The 17,064-nt window shown below is 69.7% G+C and carries 16 protein-coding genes; 6 read left to right on the forward strand and 10 right to left on the reverse strand.

The window, feature by feature from the left end; genetic code table 11:
- The first annotated feature begins 23 nt into the window (after positions 1-23).
- A complete protein-coding gene (locus ACGFNP_RS48920) occupies positions 24-911 on the forward strand; it encodes an aminoglycoside phosphotransferase family protein (RefSeq protein WP_393329990.1) in 888 nt (295 codons plus the stop codon).
- Positions 912-950: 39 nt separating this feature from the next.
- Here ACGFNP_RS48920 and ACGFNP_RS48925 read toward each other — a convergent pair whose 3' ends face one another.
- The gene (locus ACGFNP_RS48925) at positions 951-2,111 is read right to left on the reverse strand and encodes an FAD-dependent oxidoreductase (RefSeq protein WP_393329992.1); all 1,161 of its coding nucleotides are present in this window, start codon (positions 2,109-2,111) and stop codon (positions 951-953) included.
- Between the two features lie 87 nt (positions 2,112-2,198).
- On the opposite strand from ACGFNP_RS48925, the gene ACGFNP_RS48930 reads away from it, so the two are divergent.
- Positions 2,199-3,023 (forward strand): TetR/AcrR family transcriptional regulator, encoded by an 825-nt coding sequence (locus tag ACGFNP_RS48930; RefSeq protein ID WP_393329993.1) that lies wholly within the window; start codon positions 2,199-2,201, stop codon positions 3,021-3,023.
- Between the two features lie 20 nt (positions 3,024-3,043).
- On the opposite strand, the gene ACGFNP_RS48935 is transcribed toward ACGFNP_RS48930, so the two are convergent.
- Both ACGFNP_RS48935 and ACGFNP_RS48940 read right to left on the reverse strand, forming a co-directional pair.
- The gene (locus tag ACGFNP_RS48935) at positions 3,044-3,697 is read right to left on the reverse strand and encodes a protein-L-isoaspartate O-methyltransferase (RefSeq protein ID WP_358327734.1); all 654 of its coding nucleotides are present in this window, start codon (positions 3,695-3,697) and stop codon (positions 3,044-3,046) included.
- Between the two features lie 2 nt (positions 3,698-3,699).
- Positions 3,700-4,812 carry a CapA family protein gene (locus ACGFNP_RS48940; protein ID WP_358327736.1) on the reverse strand — a complete coding sequence of 371 codons (1,113 nt, stop codon included), beginning with the start codon at positions 4,810-4,812 and terminating at the stop codon, positions 3,700-3,702.
- A gap of 389 nt (positions 4,813-5,201) precedes the next feature.
- Here ACGFNP_RS48940 and ACGFNP_RS48945 point away from each other — a divergent pair, with 389 nt between their 5' ends.
- Positions 5,202-5,888: a hypothetical protein gene (locus ACGFNP_RS48945; RefSeq protein ID WP_393329994.1), complete on the forward strand. Its 687-nt coding sequence runs from the start codon at positions 5,202-5,204 to the stop codon at positions 5,886-5,888.
- A gap of 441 nt (positions 5,889-6,329) precedes the next feature.
- On the opposite strand, the gene ACGFNP_RS48950 is transcribed toward ACGFNP_RS48945, so the two are convergent.
- From ACGFNP_RS48950 to ACGFNP_RS48965, 4 genes are all read right to left on the reverse strand, one after another.
- Complete coding sequence (locus ACGFNP_RS48950) at positions 6,330-7,487, reverse strand: glycoside hydrolase family 68 protein (protein WP_393329995.1); 1,158 nt, start codon at positions 7,485-7,487, stop codon at positions 6,330-6,332.
- 147 nt (positions 7,488-7,634) lie between these two features.
- On the reverse strand, positions 7,635-8,459 hold the full coding sequence (locus ACGFNP_RS48955) for a carbohydrate ABC transporter permease (RefSeq protein WP_393329997.1): 825 nt from the start codon (positions 8,457-8,459) through the stop codon (positions 7,635-7,637).
- The gene (locus tag ACGFNP_RS48960; RefSeq protein WP_358327744.1) at positions 8,456-9,382 is read right to left on the reverse strand and encodes a sugar ABC transporter permease; all 927 of its coding nucleotides are present in this window, start codon (positions 9,380-9,382) and stop codon (positions 8,456-8,458) included. The genes ACGFNP_RS48955 and ACGFNP_RS48960 overlap by 4 nt, the downstream gene beginning before the upstream one ends.
- A gap of 8 nt (positions 9,383-9,390) precedes the next feature.
- A complete protein-coding gene (locus tag ACGFNP_RS48965; RefSeq protein WP_358327746.1) occupies positions 9,391-10,752 on the reverse strand; it encodes a hypothetical protein in 1,362 nt (453 codons plus the stop codon).
- Positions 10,753-10,899: 147 nt separating this feature from the next.
- Between ACGFNP_RS48965 and ACGFNP_RS48970 the strand changes: the two genes are divergently transcribed.
- Positions 10,900-11,949 carry a LacI family DNA-binding transcriptional regulator gene (locus tag ACGFNP_RS48970; protein ID WP_358327748.1) on the forward strand — a complete coding sequence of 350 codons (1,050 nt, stop codon included), beginning with the start codon at positions 10,900-10,902 and terminating at the stop codon, positions 11,947-11,949.
- A 38-nt stretch (positions 11,950-11,987) separates the two neighbouring features.
- On the opposite strand, the gene ACGFNP_RS48975 is transcribed toward ACGFNP_RS48970, so the two are convergent.
- Positions 11,988-12,638, reverse strand: coding sequence for a TetR family transcriptional regulator (locus tag ACGFNP_RS48975; RefSeq protein WP_393330000.1), 651 nt, complete (start codon positions 12,636-12,638; stop codon positions 11,988-11,990).
- 138 nt (positions 12,639-12,776) lie between these two features.
- On the opposite strand from ACGFNP_RS48975, the gene ACGFNP_RS48980 reads away from it, so the two are divergent.
- Together ACGFNP_RS48980 and rox are read left to right on the forward strand one after the other, a co-directional pair.
- Positions 12,777-13,649, forward strand: a complete 873-nt coding sequence (locus ACGFNP_RS48980; RefSeq protein ID WP_393330002.1) for a cytochrome P450 — start codon at positions 12,777-12,779, stop codon at positions 13,647-13,649.
- A 179-nt stretch (positions 13,650-13,828) separates the two neighbouring features.
- Positions 13,829-15,253, forward strand: coding sequence for a rifampin monooxygenase (rox, locus tag ACGFNP_RS48985; protein ID WP_393330004.1), 1,425 nt, complete (start codon positions 13,829-13,831; stop codon positions 15,251-15,253).
- Between the two features lie 99 nt (positions 15,254-15,352).
- Here the strand turns inward: rox and ACGFNP_RS48990 are convergent, their stop codons facing one another.
- A complete protein-coding gene (locus ACGFNP_RS48990; protein ID WP_393330006.1) occupies positions 15,353-15,850 on the reverse strand; it encodes a hypothetical protein in 498 nt (165 codons plus the stop codon).
- Between the two features lie 31 nt (positions 15,851-15,881).
- Positions 15,882-17,021 (reverse strand): hypothetical protein, encoded by a 1,140-nt coding sequence (locus tag ACGFNP_RS48995; protein WP_358327756.1) that lies wholly within the window; start codon positions 17,019-17,021, stop codon positions 15,882-15,884.
- Between the last annotated feature and the right edge of the window lie 43 nt (positions 17,022-17,064).

The raw sequence follows: 17,064 nt of genomic DNA on the forward strand, positions 1-17,064 counted from the left end.
CGGGCCTATCGCAGGAGTTGCTCTTGGCGACCTCCATCCGCCCCACGATCAATGCCCCACTGGTCAGGAGGCTGGTCGATACGCAGTTCCCGCAGTGGGCCGCGTTGCCTCTGGAACTGCTCGATCCGGCCGGCTCGGACCATGTGATCTACCGGCTCGGCGAGCAGTTGTCCGTCCGGCTGCCCCGCCACGCCGGCGCCGTCGGACAGGCCGCGAAGGAACTCGAGTGGCTCCCCCGGCTCGGCCCGCGGCTGCCCCTGGCCATCCCGGTACCGGTGGGAGTAGGCGAGCCCGACTTCGGCTATCCGTGGCGATGGGCGGTGTCCCGCTGGCTGGAGGGCGAGGTGGCGACCGTCGAGGCACTGGCCGGCTCGTCCGCGGCCGCCGTCGCATTGGCGGAGTTCCTGGCCGCCCTTCAGCGGTTCAGGCCCGAGGACGTTCAGTCGCCGGAGGCTCGCGAGGACCTCACCGGCCGGCCGTTGGCCGCCCGGGATCGCGCGACGCGGGCCGCGATCGCAGAGGTCGGCGGCGTGTTCGACACCACCGCCATGACCGAACTGTGGAACGCGGCCCTGAACGCCCCCGGATGGGATCGCCCTCCGGTCTGGTTCCACGGCGACTTCCACACCGGCAACCTGCTGACCATCGACGGCCGTCTCGGCGCGGTCATCGACTTCGGCGAGCTCGGCATCGGCGATCCGGCCTGTGACCTGACCATCGCCTTCACCCTGATGTCGGCCGAGAGCCGGGCCGTCTTCCGGGCCACGCTCGGCGTGGACGACGCCACCTGGACCCGCGGTCGCGGCTGGGCCCTCGCCACCGGCCTGAACGCCTACACCGCCTATGCCGCCGTCAACCCGAGGGTCGCCGCGCAGACCACCCGTCAGATCACCGAGGCCCTCATCGGCTAGATCAGACTTCGGTGGAAGGCACAGCCGTAGCTGACCAGCTCACGCGGACGCCCCACGGCTCTGGAAGAACTCCAGCACCCCGCGCGCACCCGACATGACCGTCTTCTGGACCGCCTCGGAGTGCCGAGCCGCCTCGGCGCCGCGGACGAACATCGTCTCCTCGTACGCGCGCACCGCCGCGTCCAGGTCGTCCGGACACGCGGCCAGCGCGAGCGCCAGTTCCGCGCCGTCGACCATGGCCAGGTTGGCGCCGATCCCGACCGGCGGCATCAGGTGCGCGGCATCGCCGAGCAGCGTCACTCCGGGGACGCCTGCCCAGCTCAGGCCGACCGGCAGCGAGGTGATCGCGCGGGGCGTGAACGGCCCGTCGCAGGCGGCGATCAGCGCGGTGATCTCCGGCGCCCATTCGGTGAACAGCTTCGCGAGCTCCGTACCGGCACGGGCGGGATCGTCGTACGGGATACCGCAGGTGGCGAACCAGTCTTCGGCGGTGTGCAGGCTCAGGTAGACGCGGACCCGGCCGTCGCCGTTGCGTTGCGCGGATACCCCCCGGTCCGGGCCGAGGGCCCAGTAGTTCCCGCGCCCGAGGCGGGCCGCGATCTCGGGATGGGTGCGGTCCACGTCGGCTATGACGCCTTCCAGCGTGTTGAGGCCGATGTGCGCGGGCCGGGCGTCGGTGAGCAGCGGGCGGACGCGGGAGTTCGCGCCGTCCGCGCCGACCAGCAGGTCGCAGTCGGCGCTCGTCCCGTCGGCGAAGCGCAACCGCCACCCGCCCTCGGGCAGCGCTTCCGCGGACCGGTACGCGTGCCCCCACGCGACGGCGTCGCCGGGCAGCGAGCCGAGCAGCAGGTCGCGCAGGTCGGCGCGGTCGACCTCGGGCTTGGCGAGCGGCGCGTCGTCCGGGGTGTCGAAGCGCAGCAGCAGCGTGCCGTTCTCGTCCAGCAGTCGCAGATCCTGACCCTCGGAACGGGCGATCGCGCGGAAGCCCTCGGTCAGGCCGGCCTCCTGCAGCGCCCACTGCCCCGTGTCGGCGCGCAGGTCGAGCATGCCGCCCTGACCACGCGCGGCCCGCGACGGTTCCCGCTCGTACACGGTCGCCCCGATGCCGTGCACGTGCAGCACGCGCGCCAGCACCAGCCCGCCGGGCCCGGCTCCGACGATCGCGATCCGCGGGGGACGCCCGGAGATTTCCGTACTCATGGTCAACCAACCCTTCGTGATACACCGTATGGCTCGATACACTGTATCGAGCAAAGATACTGTATTAACCGATAGATGGAGAGCGCAATGGTCGAACGAGACGGGGCGGCAGGCCGCCACCCTGCGGAGGACGCCGCACGGGAAGCGGACCAGCACGAGGCCGATGACGTACGGGATGCGGCGGGTGAGCCGCTGCTGGTGTGGGAGCGGCCGGAGCCTACCGATCGGGCGGTGCCGATCTGGCTCGACCGGGACCGGATCGTGCGCGCGGCGATCGCGCTCGCGGACGCCGACGGGCTGGCCGCGGTGTCAGTGCGCAAGGTCGCCGCCAAGCTCGACGCGGGCCCGATGCGCCTGTACCGCTATGTGGCCACCAAGGAGGAACTGCTCGACCTCATGGTCGACGCCGTGTACGCGGAGATCCACCCGCCCGGTCCTGGCGACGACTGGCGGGCCGCGCTGCGGACCCTGGCGCGCCGCACCCGGCAGGCCGCGCTGCGTCACGAGTGGTTCGCCGACCTGCTCGGCGGCCGCCCGCACCTCGGCCCGTACGCGCTCGCCCACCTGGAGGCATCTATGGCCGCACTGCATGGCTCCCCCGGGTTCGACGACCCCGACACCGTCCGCGACGCGGTCGGCGCCGTCCGCGCCTACCTGGTAGGCGCGATCCGCATGGAGATCGCCGAGCGGCGTGTCGAACGCGCCGACGGCATGACCGAGCGCGAGTGGCAGCACGCCACCCGCCCGTATCTCACCCGCATGTTCGCCACCGGCCGCTATCCCACCCTGGCCTGGGTCGTCGACGACGCCACCCACCCCAGCCCGGCCGCCACCTTCGACACCGGCCTCGACCTGCTACTCGACGCCATCGACCCGGCTGGGCATGCCGAGGGACACCGGCCCGGCAGTTGAGTTCGCCTTTACATTGTAGATTAATAGCGCGGGGCGGAGGAGAGCGGATAGCCGTACGAGCCGCGGAGGCGGACGAAGTGGGCCAGGGTGAGGATCTCGCGGCGCTCCAGCCCGGCGGCCACCCGCTCGAACAGCACGACCTCCTCCCGTCCCCCTGGGCCGATCGGCTGCACCAGGCGCCCGCCGACCCCGAGCTGCTCGACCAGCGGCGCCGGGACCCGCGGGAAGGCGGCCGACACGAGGACGGCGTCGTACGGGGCACGCTGTGGCACGCCGCCGCTGCCGTCCCCGACGAGCAGCTCCACGTTGCCGATGCCGTGGCGGGCGAGATTATGCCGGGCCTGCTCGGAGAAGCAGGGCCACAGCTCGACGGACACGACGTCGGCGGCCAGGCGCGCGAGCAGCGCCGTCTGGAAGCCGAGCCCCGTGCCGACCTCCAGCACGTGCTCGTCGCCGGACAGAGCCAGCCCCTCGATCATCCTGGCCGTGAGCGAGGGCTGGGTGGTCACCTGGTCATGCCCGATCGGCAGCGGGGCGTCCTGGTAGGCCGTGCCGATCGCGTCGGCGGGCACGAAGTCCGCCCTCGGTGTCGTCCGCACCGCCTCAAGCAGGCGCTCGTCGCGGACGCCCGCTGCCTGGAGGTCGCGCGCCAGGGTCCGCGGGGAGCCCGCCACAATCAGGCCTCCGCCAGGACGAGCATGCCGCCGGGCTCGCCGCGGATCCGCCGCCCGAAACCGCGTCCGGCCTCGTCGAGGGTCGCGCGCAGCCACTCGGCGTCGCCGGGGTCGGCGTGGCAGAGCCGCATGCGCCGGGCCCGCACGGGCGCCATGCGCAGGGCGGCGAGCCGTCCGGTGTCCGGATCGAGTGAGGCGAGGTAGAGCAGCCGCAGGTCGTCGCGGTACTCCTCGTACCCGCTGATCCCCTCGTAGTCGTCGACCAGGTCGCCGCAGCCGTAGAGGACCAGCCGGCCGCGGTACACCTCGATCGGGCGCGGATGGTGCGAGGAGTGCCCGTGCACCGCATCGACGCCCCCGTCGATGAGCGCGTGCGCGAAGAGGACCTGTTCCCGGGCGACCCAATACCCCCAGTTGGAGCCCCAGTGGATGGAGGCCACCACGATGTCCCCCGGTCGCTTCGCCTCCCGTACCCGCTCGACGATCGCGGCCGCGGCGGCCGGCGACGGCTCCGGGACGAAGTCGACGCCGGAGCGGTCCGCGGCCGCCGCCCAGTCCGGTGGCACGCCGCTGGAGGGCATGCCGAACGAGAACACCAGCACGCGCCCGCCTCCTGGCAGGGGCACGGTCGCCGGGCGACGCGCCTCGTCCAGGTCCCGCCCCGCCCCGGCCGCCGCGAGCCCGGCCGAGGCCAGCGCGTCGAGCGTCTCGGTGAGCCCGGCGCGCCCGAAGTCCAGCAGGTGATTGTTCGCCAGTGCGCAGGCGTCGGGCCGCACCATGGCCAGGCACGGAAGGTTGTCGGGGTTCATGCGGTAGTGGACCGCCTTGCCCGGAGCGAACGCATCGCTCTTGGTCACGCTCGTCTCCAGGTTCACCACCCGGACGTCCCGCGCGTACGCGTCGAGGACCGACAGCGCGTCGCCCCAGGGCCAGGAGAAGTCGACCGGACGCGGAATCGGCCCGTTGACCGCCTCGGCGAGCTCGACGTAGGTGCGCGCGTCGTCGATGTGCGGCTCACGCAGGGCGGGATCACCGGGATGCGGGAGCACCTGGTCCACACCGCGGCCGAGCATGACGTCGCCGCCGAGGAACAGGGTCACCAGGTCAGCGCCCATGCCTCCATGCTAGGCGGCCAGGTCGGTTCACCGAGACACGCGCTTGGCGTCCGCCAGGGCGCCGGTCCCGGCCATGGCCAGGGTCGCCTCCGGGTTGATCGGATGGAAGGGCCCCCGCGGACGTCGCGGTAGGCCCGCTCCAGCGGCGAGGTCCGAAAGAAGGCGGTGCCGCCCACAACGTCGAGGCGTCGCGCACCTGCGGGCTGCCGTGCACCGCCTGGCGGCGTCGCGGTCTCCGGTCCCGCCGATGTACGCCGGGCCATCCCCTCGTGGATCGGCCAAAGCCCGCTGTCCGCCGTCCCGCGCCCGGCATGAAGGTCATCAGGCCACCGCCGCAGTCATGGAACGATCCAGATCATCCTCGGCTTCCGGCTCGGTCCGCTCCGCCCGTGGGTGCGCGAGCAGCTCGGCGCGGACGCGCGCTCCACGTGGGCCTGTTCGCCCACATCATCGCGGTCAATCGCCTCCATGCCCCGTTCGAGGCGCTGCTGACCCTCACCGGCATCGTGCTCATCCTGCTGGTGGTGCTCGTGGAGATGGCCCTGGCCCTGGAGGGCCCGGCCAGGGTCGTCGCGGCCGTCACCGGCCTGCTGGCAGTGACAGCGATGGTCATCGACCTGGCGATTCCCATCCCGGTGGCTGAGGTGGACGGCCCGACAATCGTGTTGATGACAGTCTTGGTCCTCATCGGCGCGCTCATTTTCCGCGTGGGCCTGGACCCGGGGAGACAGATAGCCTGGCGGCCGATCGTGCTCGGTATGACGGCCACGGTTCTGGTCACCATCGGCGTCCTCAACCTCCAGAACGGCAGCGGTCCTGGAAGTTCGTGGGTACCCGCCTATCTACCGGTGCTGCTGGTGTTGCTCGTCGTTGAGTCCCAGGTGACGCACGACCGGCTGGAACTGCTGGCCGGCGTCCAGTTCATGGCGATCGCGGGCTTGATCCACAACTTCGCGCTGGTGCCGACTGGGCCGGCGTTCTTGGTGATGTTGTTGATCGCGGCGGCGTTCGCGGGTGCTGCCGCGTACCACGCGAGCGCCGGACCGGAACCCGCGCAGTTGCTCCGCGATGGTTGACGGGTCACCAGGTGACAGGGAGTTGGTGGACGCCGCTCCACCGTGGCCAGGATCACGTCTCGCGTCGCGCTGCCCCGTTCCGACCGGATCGTCTTGCCGACCATCGCCATCACCTCATCAGGACTCCTTCTCAGGTCCCCTCCTCAGCGGGCCCGTACTCCCCTAAATATAAATCACATGATTTACTCAGATAGCTGGACGGACGGAGGTTCCCGCGTGTCGCCATGCTGATCCCAGGTGGGCTCGCGTATGGGTGGACCGGGTCAGTCGTCCGTAGGTCCCACCTGCCTCGAACCACGCCGCGGCCGTTGCGGAATCACCGCCGTCGCACCGTCGATCCGGCCGCCCGCACATCGCGCACCTTCAGTACGTTTCCGTTCCGCCACGCTCCGAGGGCCGGATCGCCCGCCGCCCTGCGACGGCGCCCTCGGGGTGCCTACGTCAAGAACCGTTCCGCGAATCCGTCGCGGCTGGGACGACAGAGGCGCTCATGCCGTCCAGGGTGAGTCTGAGCATCGGGGCGATGGTGCCGCCGAAGCCGGCCCGTGCCTGCGCTGCACCCGCGTATCGGAGGTCCATGCCCTGGTGGGAGCGGTAGTTGGCGAAGCTGACCACGTGGCGGTCCGGCAGCACCAGCCAGGCGTAGGCCTGGTCGGGTTCGACAGAGGGATTCTGAAGCACGAGCCCGGATCCGTTGAGCGGTTCGTACGGTCCGGTCAGGCTGGGCGCGGCGAAGCCGTACAGCCCGGTGGGCGCACGGCCGGCCGGGTGGAAGGTGTGGCGCTGGGCGCAGAAGAAGAGGTAGTACCAGGAGTCGTGGACGATGACGTGCGGTCGTTCGAGCTCGTGGTTGACGCCTTCGGCGACGAGGAGGGGCGGGAGCAGCGACCAGGCGTCGCCCCGTGACTCGGCGAGGGCGATCGCACCGGTGAAGCCATCCTTCCAGGCGGTGGATGCGGCGACGAGCAGATAGTCGCGCCCGTCAGCCGGGTCCCGGAACCAGCCGGGATCACGGAAGGCCCTGATACGGCCCGGCGCCCCGTCGGCCTCGTCGGCCGGCAGGTACATCCGGCCGTCGGAGCGCAGGACCTCTCGATGCCCGGCGTCTTGTCGCAGCAGGATCCGGCCGCGGTCGTCGGCGATCAGGACGGGTTGGGTCTCGATGACGCTCTGCTGATACGTCGGGCGTGCTTCGCCGCGCCGTCCGGCGGCCGTGTAGAACACCGACACGGTGCCGTCGGACCGGCGGACCGCCGATCCTGACCATTCGCGGCTGCCGGGCGAGGCGCCGTCGGCGAAGGCGTCGCCCAGGTCTTTCCACTGCCCACCGTTCTTGCCGAGCAGGCGGATCCGGGCCTGATCGTGGCGCTTCTCGGGGTGCCCGAGGGCGGGCGCCGACAGGGCCATCCACAGCTCGTAGCCGCCGGTCACGCTCGTCGAGCCGTCCTCCTCCTGGACCGGCCACAGGTCCCAGAGGTCGTGGTCAGGCAGGATCCGCGGTACGGCCGCCGGGTCGATGACGGGCGCCGTGGTCACGCCGCTCTCGGCAAGCAGATCGAGGTGCCGGCGGGTCCAGCGCGCCGGTCGGCCACCGCTCACGTGGCACCCTGCCGGCGGCGGTGACCACCGGCCGGTCTCTGAAGCACGCGGGATCCGGTCGCCGCTCCTGGCCGTCCTCGTTGAACCATGGATGACCTCTTCTTACACTCGTGGGAGGTGATTGAGCCAGCTGGGGCCTACCGGTCGTCAGCCCTTCAGGGAGCCCTGGAGCAGGGCCTTGACGAAGTGGCGCTGAAAGATGAGGAAGATCACGAGCGTGGGCGTCAGGATCAGCAGCGATCCGGCGCACAGCAGCGGGATGTCGGTGCCCCACTGGCCCTGGAAGGCGCCCAAGGCGCCGGACATGGTGCGCTTGGTGGGGTCGTCCACCAGGACGATGGCCAGCAGGAACTGGTTCCAGGTCCACAGGAACAGCAGGATGCCCAGGGACGAGATCGCCGGCATGGCCAGGGGGACGTGGATGCGCCGGAACAGCTGCCACACGTTGGCGCCGTCCATCCGTGCGCTCTCGGACAGCTCGCCGGGCATGTTGACGAAATGGGCGCGCATCCAGAAGACGGAGAACGGCATGAACAGGCCGATGAGCGGCAGAATGATGGCCCAGCGCGTGTTCAACAGCCCCATGTCGCGGACCTGGTAGTACAGCGGCGTGATGATGCCCTCGAAGGGGAGGGTCAGACCGAGCACGAACAGCAGGAAGATGACGCGGCCGCCGATCACGCGCAGGTGGCCGATGGCGAAGCCGGCCATGGTGCCCAGCAGGATCGAGATCGGTACCACGCCCAGCACGATGAGGACGCTCGACTTCAGCAGTTCGCCCATGTTCGCGACCTCGAAGGCCCGCAGGAAGTTGCCCCACTGCGGGTCGTCGGGCCAGGCCAACCCGGCCGGGTAGGTGCCCGAGGGGTGCAGGGCGGTGACGAACAGGCTGAGGAACGGCAGGAGCGTGACCGCCATCATGAGGATGAGCAGCAGCCGGCCGGTCCAGGCCTCCCGCCCTGCGATGATCATCGGTTGCCGTCCTTTGCGAACCACTGGATGGGAAGGGCGCAGGCGATCACGAGGACCATGAGCACCACGGCCAGGGCCGAGGCCAGGCCCACCTCGCGTTCGGAGAAGGCCAGGTAGAAGATCTGCAAGCCGGGAACCATGGTCGTGTTGCCGGGGCCGCCCTGGGTGGAGATGTAGATGATGTCGAAGCTGGCCAGAGCCGCGATCACGGTCACAGTGACGCAGACCGCGATCTCCTGGCGCAGGCTGGGCACCGTGATGGAGACGAACTCCCGCCATGCTCCGGCGCCGTCCAGCCGGGCGGCCTCATAGAGGGCCGGGTCGATCTTGCTCATGCCGGCCAGCAGCAGGAGCGTGCACAGGCCGAGCAGCACCCATGCGCCGATCATGCCGACCGCCGGCAGAGCGGTGGCGAAGTCGCCCAGCCAGGCCCGGGTCACCCCGCCGAGGCCGATGAGCGAGAGCAACTGGTTGATCACTCCGGTGGAGGCCAGCAGCCAGCTCCACGCGATGCCGGCCGCCACCAGCGGGATGACCTGCGGCAGGAAGAGCACGGTCCGGGCCACGAGGGCAAGCCTGCTTGCGGCGATCCGCCGGATCGTCGCGGCGATGGCCAGGCCCAGCACGACCGGGATCACGCTGAAGAACACGATCAGCTGGAAAGCATTCACCAGCGAGTCGGACAGGTCCGGATCGGTGAAGACCTTGCCGTAGTTGGCCAGCCCCACCCAGGTGGAGGCGCCGATGCCGTTCCACTCGTACAGCGAGTACTGGAAGGTCAGGGTGATCGGGCGAAGGACGAACACCGCGTAGAACACGAGCGCCGGGGCGACGAACAGCCAGCCGACCAAGCCGCGCGCGTCGCGCAGCCTGGTCGCGACCGGCCGCCGGTGCGCGGATCGGGAGCCGGCGGAGCGGGTCATCAACTGCCTCAGTTCCCTTCGAGCTGGCCGGCGTAGTCGGCCTGGACCGTCTTCAGCAGCTCCTGCGGACTCTGCTGCCCGGCCACCAGCTTCTGCAGCTGCGGCGTCCAGCTCTTGGCGTAGATGGCGCCGGTGGCGTTGGCGATGAAGTCCATCGCGCCGTTGTCCTTGGCGATGTCCGCCCCGGCCGCCAGAGTGCTCGCCGTGACCTTGTCCGCTGCCACGGCCGGCATGTACGCCTCAGCCGGTCCCATCGGACGCGATCCGCCGACCTCGACGCCGATCTCGCGAGCCCGCTTGTCGGTGGCGACCCAGTTGAGGAAGAAGGCGGCGCAGTCGGCGTTCTTGGCGTTCGCGGCGATCCCGAAGGTGAGAGGTGCCGACATGGCGGCGAGCTTGCCGCCCTGCTGCGCCGGCGGCATCAGCAGGAAACCCACGTTTCCCGGCATCTGCTTGTCGAGGTTGCCCGACTCCCAGTCGCCGTTGAACATGAACAGGCCCTGGCCGTCGATGAAGCGGCTCATCATGGTCGCGTAGTCGAGCGCGTTGACGTCCTTCGGGAAGTAGCCTGCCTTGACCCATTTGTCCAGGTGCTGGGCGGCCCGCAGGTTCGACGGGGTATCGATGGTGGCGCCGGGCTTCTGGAAGATCCAGTCGTTGACGGGCCCGGCAGGGCCGTAAGAGGCCATGAGGTTTTGCAGCGGGAATGCCAGGCCGCCGGTGGCGCCGCCGTTGAACTGCAGGATGGGCGTGATGCCCGCGCCCTTGGCCTTGTCCAGCACTTGGTCGAGCTCCGCCAGCGTGGTGGGCGGCGTGGACATCCCGATCTGGGCGGCGAGTTTCTTGTTGTAGAAGACGCCGGTCATGCTGAAGTTGAGCCCCAGGGCGTACAACGAGCCCTCACCCCGCGGCCGCCCGCCCGGACCCAGGCGCAGCTGCTGAAGCTGCGAGGCCGGCCACTTGTCCCAGCCGAACGCCGTCGCATAACCGTCCAGGTTCTTCAGCAGGTTGTCCTTGACCAGCTCGGACACCTGGGGCAGGCGCATCAGGTCGGGCGGGTTGTCCGCCAGCACCCGCGGGGCATTCTGCGTGATGACCGCGAACTGGTCCTCGCGGATATCCCAGGTGACGTTCGGGTGCTGTTTGGTGAACTCGGTGGTCAGCGTCTTGGGCAGCGGGAAGCCGGTCTCGAAGTAGCCGTTGAGCTTGATCGGCGCCGAGCCGCAGGTGGGCGCCGCGGACATCGACGACGTGCTGGTGGCCTTGGGCTGCGGGCTGTTGCTGCCGGGAGCCGCGCAGGCGGCGGTCAGCGTCCCCATGGCGATCACAAGCGCGGCACCGGACCTGCCGGGGCGGACTCGACGAGCCATGTGCATCTCCTCTGCTGCTTGGGACAATCGGCACCTGGCTGATGTCCCGACTCCGTTGCTAAATCGGGTTAGCGCCCGATAGTCTCACCATGCGCGTCGTACGATGTCAACCCCCCGTAACACACTCTTGACGATCGGAGATTTTGGGTGAGCCCACGACGGGTCACGCTGGCCGATGTGGCCAAGGCCGCCGGTGTCTCCCGCCCGACAGCCTCGCTCGTGCTGTCAGGCCGCGGCCGTGAACTGCGCATCTCTCAGGATGTCGAGGAGCGTGTGCTGCGGGCCGCCGAGGAGTTGCAGTACCGGCCCAACATCGTCTCCGTCGGGCTGCGTACGGGCAGTTCCCGGACGATCGGCTTCGTCTCGGACACCGTCGCCACCTCGCGGCTGGCCGGTGACATGATCAAGGGAGCGCTAGAGGCCGCCCGTGAGCGCGGTTTCATGTTGTTCATCGGTGAGACCGAAGGCGACGCCGAGCTTGAACGCCTCCTGCTCCAGGCCATGCACGACCGCCAGGTCGACGGGCTCATCCTGGCCTCGATGTTCACCCGCACCATCAAGATACCCAAGGCCGTGACGGCCGTGCCCGCCGTGTTGCTCAACGCGCTGCCCAAGCAGCCCACCCATTTGCCCGCCGTCCTGCCCGACGAGGTCGAGGCCGGCCGCCGTGCGGCCCGCGTTCTGCTCGACGCCGGCCACCGTGACGGCATCTACCTGATCGGCGCCGGTCCGGGCCTGCGCGATGTGCCCGCCGAAAGCCTCGCGGCGGTGGAACGGCTCGTCGGCATCCGTGAGGCGCTCGGCGAGGCGGGCGTCAAGGTGGCGGGCGCTCGCACCTGCCCCGATTGGCAGCCGGAGTACGGCCTCGCCGCGACGCGGGACCTCCTGCGGACCGCCCAGCCGCATGCGCTGATCTGCTTCAATGACCGGATCGCGATGGGTGCTTACCAGGCGCTCGACGACTTCGGGCTCAAGGTGCCCGCCGATGTCTCCGTCGTCTCCTTCGACGACCATCCCCTCGCCTCGTGGGTGCGGCCGCAGCTGACCACCGTGGCGCTGCCCCATTACGAGCTGGGCCGCAAGGCGGTGGACGTGCTGTTCACCCAGATCGAGCGCGACCCCGCGGACACCGAGGCGGGCCAGGTGCACCGGGTTCCGATGCCCGTCCGCAACCGCGAGTCCGTCGCGCCGGGTTGAATCACAAGCTCAGAGAGGCCCCTTCTCCCCTCCCCCGATCACGAGTGACGCGTCACCGGAGCCTGCAACAGTCCGACGATCGCGTCGATCAGACTGGCGGCGAGGTCGTCCCAGCTCGGCTGGAGGGTGGATGTGCCCTCGGCGAGGGCACGTTCCCGCTCGACGCACATGTGCACGATCACATGACGCGCCATGGCCCAGCGTGCCTCGCGCACGGCGGGCGGCAGATCGGAAATACACCGGTTCAGGCCGTCCACGAGCAGCCGTAGCGAGGGCGACGGGAGCGACTCCTCGACCGTGATCTGATAGAGCGCCGGATCGGCCATCACCTGGGCACGGAACCGCGCGTACCAGGTGGGACTGCCCTGGGCCGCCAGATGCCGGATGAACGGGCGCACCAGACAGTCCACCCAATCGCGGACATCCGTGGAGCCGGCGGCGTCGGCCACCATCCACACCCGCAGCTCCTCCATCTGGTCGGCGTGTTTGCGGGCGATCGCACGGACCAGATCCGCCTTCGTGCCGAAGTGGTAGCCCACCGCGGCACTGTTGCCCTGACCCGCCGCCTCACTGATCTGGCGGTTCGACACCGCGTGTACACCGTGTTCGGCGAACAACCGCTCCGCCGTGGCCAGGATCAACTCCCGGGTCGCCCCGCCCCGCTCGGGCCGTACCGTCCTACCCGCCATCACCGTCTCCTCGATCTCGACCCTCACCGCATCGTAGGGAACCGTCGCACCCACCCAAATCAATCATACGGTTTAATTAAATCAATCGTGCGGTTTACTTTGATGTCGGCTGCTCTCACCTAACTGGAGGCTTCCCCCGTGTCCCAAGTCCTTGCCGGACCCGCTGATTCCAGGACATCCGCCCCGCCGCGGTCGGGCGCGATCGTGGCGGTCCTGGCCTTCGCCGGGATCGTGACGGCGTCGATGCAGACCTTGGTGATCCCGCTGGTCCCCAGGCTCCCCTCGCTCCTGGGCGCCTCCGCCTCCTGGGCGGTGACCGCCACTCTGCTCGCCGCCGCCATCGCCACCCCCGTGGTGGGGCGACTGGGCGACATGTACGGCAAGCGGCGCATGCTGCTGATCAGCCTCACCCTGCTGGCGGAGAGCATGGCGAAGGAGGGCTCGGGCGGCATCGGCTTCATCATGATGGACGATCCCGATCATGCCCGGCTGCACCGCATGGTCACCTCCGCGTTCACCATCAAGCGGGTGGAGGCGATGCGGCCGGCCACCCAGCGGATCGCGGACGAGCTGATCGGCGAGAAGCTCGCCAAGCCCGGCGACGACCTGCTCTCCGGGCTGGTCGAGCGGGTCAAGGCCGGTGAGCTGTCCCGGCCGATCACCCACGGCGGGTTGCGGCGGGTGGCGCTGGAGGACATCGAGATCGCCGGCCAGGTCATCCGGGCCGGCGAGGGGATCATCATCGTCAACGAGACCGCCAACCGAGACCCGTCCGTCTTCCCCGACCCGGACCTGCTGGACCTCCAGCGCAACGCCCGGCTCCACGTGAGTTTCGGGTACGGGGTGCACCAGTGCCTGGGACAACCCCTGGCGCGGATGGAACTGCAAGTCGCCTACCCCGCGCTCCTACGGCGGCTCCCCACCCTGGCGCTCGCCACCGAGGTGGAGCAGATCCCCTTCAAGCACGACGGATTCGTCTGCGGGGCCTACGAGTTACCCGTCACCTGGTGACATTCCTCCTGAAAAAAGGAGTTACGCAACTCCCTGCCACTCTCAACCTATAGCGCACCGGGGGGCTTGCGGCAAGGCCCGGGTCGTGCTGCAGAATCGGCGGCCGAGGCCAGAACCTGCGGAAATCCGGACCGCGCGGAGCAGCCGGCCGGAATGCGACCTCGTGGAGTGGGGGGTTCATGATTGACGTGATCGTCGCCGGCGGCGGACCGACCGGCCTGATGCTGGCCAGCGAGTTGCGGCTGCACGGCGTACACGCGCTCGTGCTGGAGAAGGACACGGAGCCGACCGGGTACGTCCGCGCGCTCGGTCTGCACATACGCAGCATCGAGGTAATGGACCAGCGCGGTCTGCTGGAGCGGTTCCTCGCCCTCGGTAAGCAGTTCACGGGCGGTGGTTTCGCCGGCATCGCCAAGCCGTGGCCCGACCGGTTGGACACCGCGCATCCGTACACCCTCGGCATCCCGCAGACCACCACCGAGCGCCTGCTGACCGAACACGCCACCGAGGTCGGTGTCGAGATCCGGCGCGGCTGCGAGCTGGTCGGGCTGAGCCAGGACGAGCACGGGGTGACCGTCGAGCCGGCCGACGGCACGCGGTTGCGCGCGCGTTACCTCGTCGGTTGCGACGGCGGCCGCAGCACGGTGCGCAAGCTGCTCGGCGTCGGCTTCCCCGGCGAGCCCACCAAGGTCGAGACGCTGCTGGGCGAGATGGAGCTGACCGAGGATCCGGCGACGGTCGCCGCCATCGTCGCGGAGGTCCGCAAGACCCAGCTGCGGTTCGGCGCCGGACCTCTCGGGGACGGGGTGTACCGCGTCGTCGTGCCCGCCGATGGGGTGGCCGAGGACCGCGCGGTTCCGCCGACCCTCGAGGAGTTCAAGCAGCAGTTGCGGGCCACCGCGGGCACCGACTTCGGCGCGCACTCACCGCGCTGGCTCTCCCGCTTCGGCGACGCCACCCGGCTGGCCGAGCGCTACCGGACCGGTCGGGTGCTGCTGGCCGGCGACGCGGCGCACACCCACCCGCCGGTCGGCGGGCAGGGGCTCAACCTCGGCATCCAGGACGCGTTCAACCTCGGCTGGAAACTGGCCGCCGAGGTCGGCGGGTGGGCACCGGAGGGGCTGCTGGACAGCTACCACACCGAACGGCACCCGGTGGCCGCCGACGTGCTGAACAACACCCGCGCGGGGATGGAGCTGCTGTCCCTGGAGCCGGGCCCCCAGTCGGTGCGCCGGCTGTTGTCGGAACTGATGGACTTCGAGGAGGTGAACCGGTACCTGGTCGAGAAGATCACTGGGATCGGGGTGCGCTACGACTTCGGCGAGGGGCACGAACTGCTCGGCCGGCGGATGCGGGACGTGGAGCTGAAGCGAGGGCGCCTCTACGCGTTGATGCACGGCGGCCGCGGGCTGCTGCTCGACCAGACCGGCCGGCTCTCGGTGGCGGGCTGGGCGGACCGGGTCGACCACGTCGTCGACGTCAGTGACGAACTGGATGTGCCCGCGGTGCTGCTGCGGCCGGACGGTCACGTGGCCTGGGTCGGTGACGATCAGCAGGGGCTGCTCGGCCAGTTGCCCAAGTGGTTCGGCGCTGCCGTCGGCTGAGCGCCGCGGCAGGCGCCCGGCCACTAACGGGAGGGCCCCGTTCCCAGAGCGGGAACGGGGCCGTGGAGCAAGACGAGTCAGGTGACCGGGGCCGGCCGGTCAGCTCCGGTCGATGTACCAGTTGCCGCAGAAGCTACCGAGTATCGCGGTGCGCGCGCAGGCCCGGACCGCGTAGTGCCGCTGCTGGCTGGTGTTCCAGTTCAGGACGAGGCTGCTCTCCGAACTGGAGAAGGGGCCGCACTGCTTCCAGCCGCCGTTCGCGTTGACCTGTTCGGTGGTGGGATGCATGGGCAGGCTGCTGGGCATTCCCTGCAGACTGCGGTCCGCCCAGACCTGCTCGCCCGAATAGCGGGGTGAGAGCCTGGCGTAGCTGTAGTTGAAGGCGCCGCCGTTCCACAGTTGGAGTCTGCGGTCGCCCAGATCGGGGCTTGAGCCGACGACGACCTGGTAGTAGTCGGGGATCCCGGACTGGTCGCACTCGGACGGGGTGGCGCTCGCGGCGGAGACCGGAACGACGGCCCCGGCCGCCGCGCCGATGATCACGGCGAGGATGATCTTCACGAACCGGTTGGAGGTCGTTGACTTTCCAGCACTCATGACTGTCCCTTCATTGGCGAAATGTGCGTGATCAGTTGGGATCGACCCAGAAGCCGTCGTGGTCCAGCAGTCGCTGATAGCGGACGAGGGATCCGTACTTCCCTCCGGCGCCCTCGTTCTCGTCCCTGGGGACCATGGCCCAGCTGAACGCGCCGCCGCTCGTCGAGGCGCCCTCCCACGTACGCGCCATGGGGTATTCGTCGCAGGTGTATCCCGTGGGACGGGGCCGCCAGTCGGGGCAGGCGATTCGCCGGTTCTCGTCGGCCTTGTCCTCGTTGGCCAGCCGGTGGAGCGGGGTGGTCCCCGGGGCTCCGGGGAGCCCGCCAGCCTGCGCCGTCCTGATGTGCGCCCTGACCTGCGGGTAGTCAGTCAGCCCGCTGAGCGTGGGGAGGAAGGTCGGTATGACGCAGCCGGCGCCGCTGAGAATCCTGTCGCAGCGAATGTCCGGCGAGGGGTAGGGGCCCTTCTCGGGCGGGAAGACGTTGACAACCTCCGTGTCGCCGCCCGGATGCGTCACCTGCGGATCGTAGGTGGTGTGAATGGTGCGTTCCCCGTTCCCGGGCACGTTCACCAGATGGGGTACGGGCGGGGTCAGGTATTGCGGGGAGTTCTCCGGCAGCGTGATCGCCGGGCCGAAGTCGCCCGCCGTGCAGCCGTAGGAGCAACTGACCGCCAGACGGAAACCGATGGCGTCATCCGAGGTCAGCGCGCCTTGGGAGTTGAAGCGCACGATCGCGAAGACGTCGGTGAGTTCGAGGCTGTCGTAGAACATGGCGATGTAATGGATGTAGTTCAAGGTGGTGCGGCCGAGCAGGGCCCCTGTCGCGGTGTCGTAGAGGCTGACCGTCGCGTAGTTGATCAGGCAGGAGGCGAATCGCCTGGTCTTCCACGCGCTCTTCGTCTGGTCGTCAGGGGGGTCGATGCACCAGGCGGGCAGGGGTGGCGGGGTGGCGGCGACGCTCGCCGTGGTCAGGGCCGACGTGGAGGGCGGTTGGGTCACCGGTGCGACGCACAGGGCCTTCTTCTTGCCCTGGCGGGCGAGTGACGGTAATCGGTGCCTGATGCGGTCGCAGCCGTTGTCCGTCTTCGTCGGGGTGGTGGCGTACGCGTCGGCGCCCGGTGCCGCGAGCAACGCGCACATGAACAGGAGCAGAAGCGTGATGGTTCTCATCCGAATAGTGCCCATGGCATCCCGTCAGGCCGGTGGGTGAGAC

Origin of the sequence: Nonomuraea sp. NPDC049269 (assembly GCF_043197155.1) — a bacterium.
Classification (GTDB): Bacteria; Actinomycetota; Actinomycetes; order Streptosporangiales; family Streptosporangiaceae; genus Nonomuraea.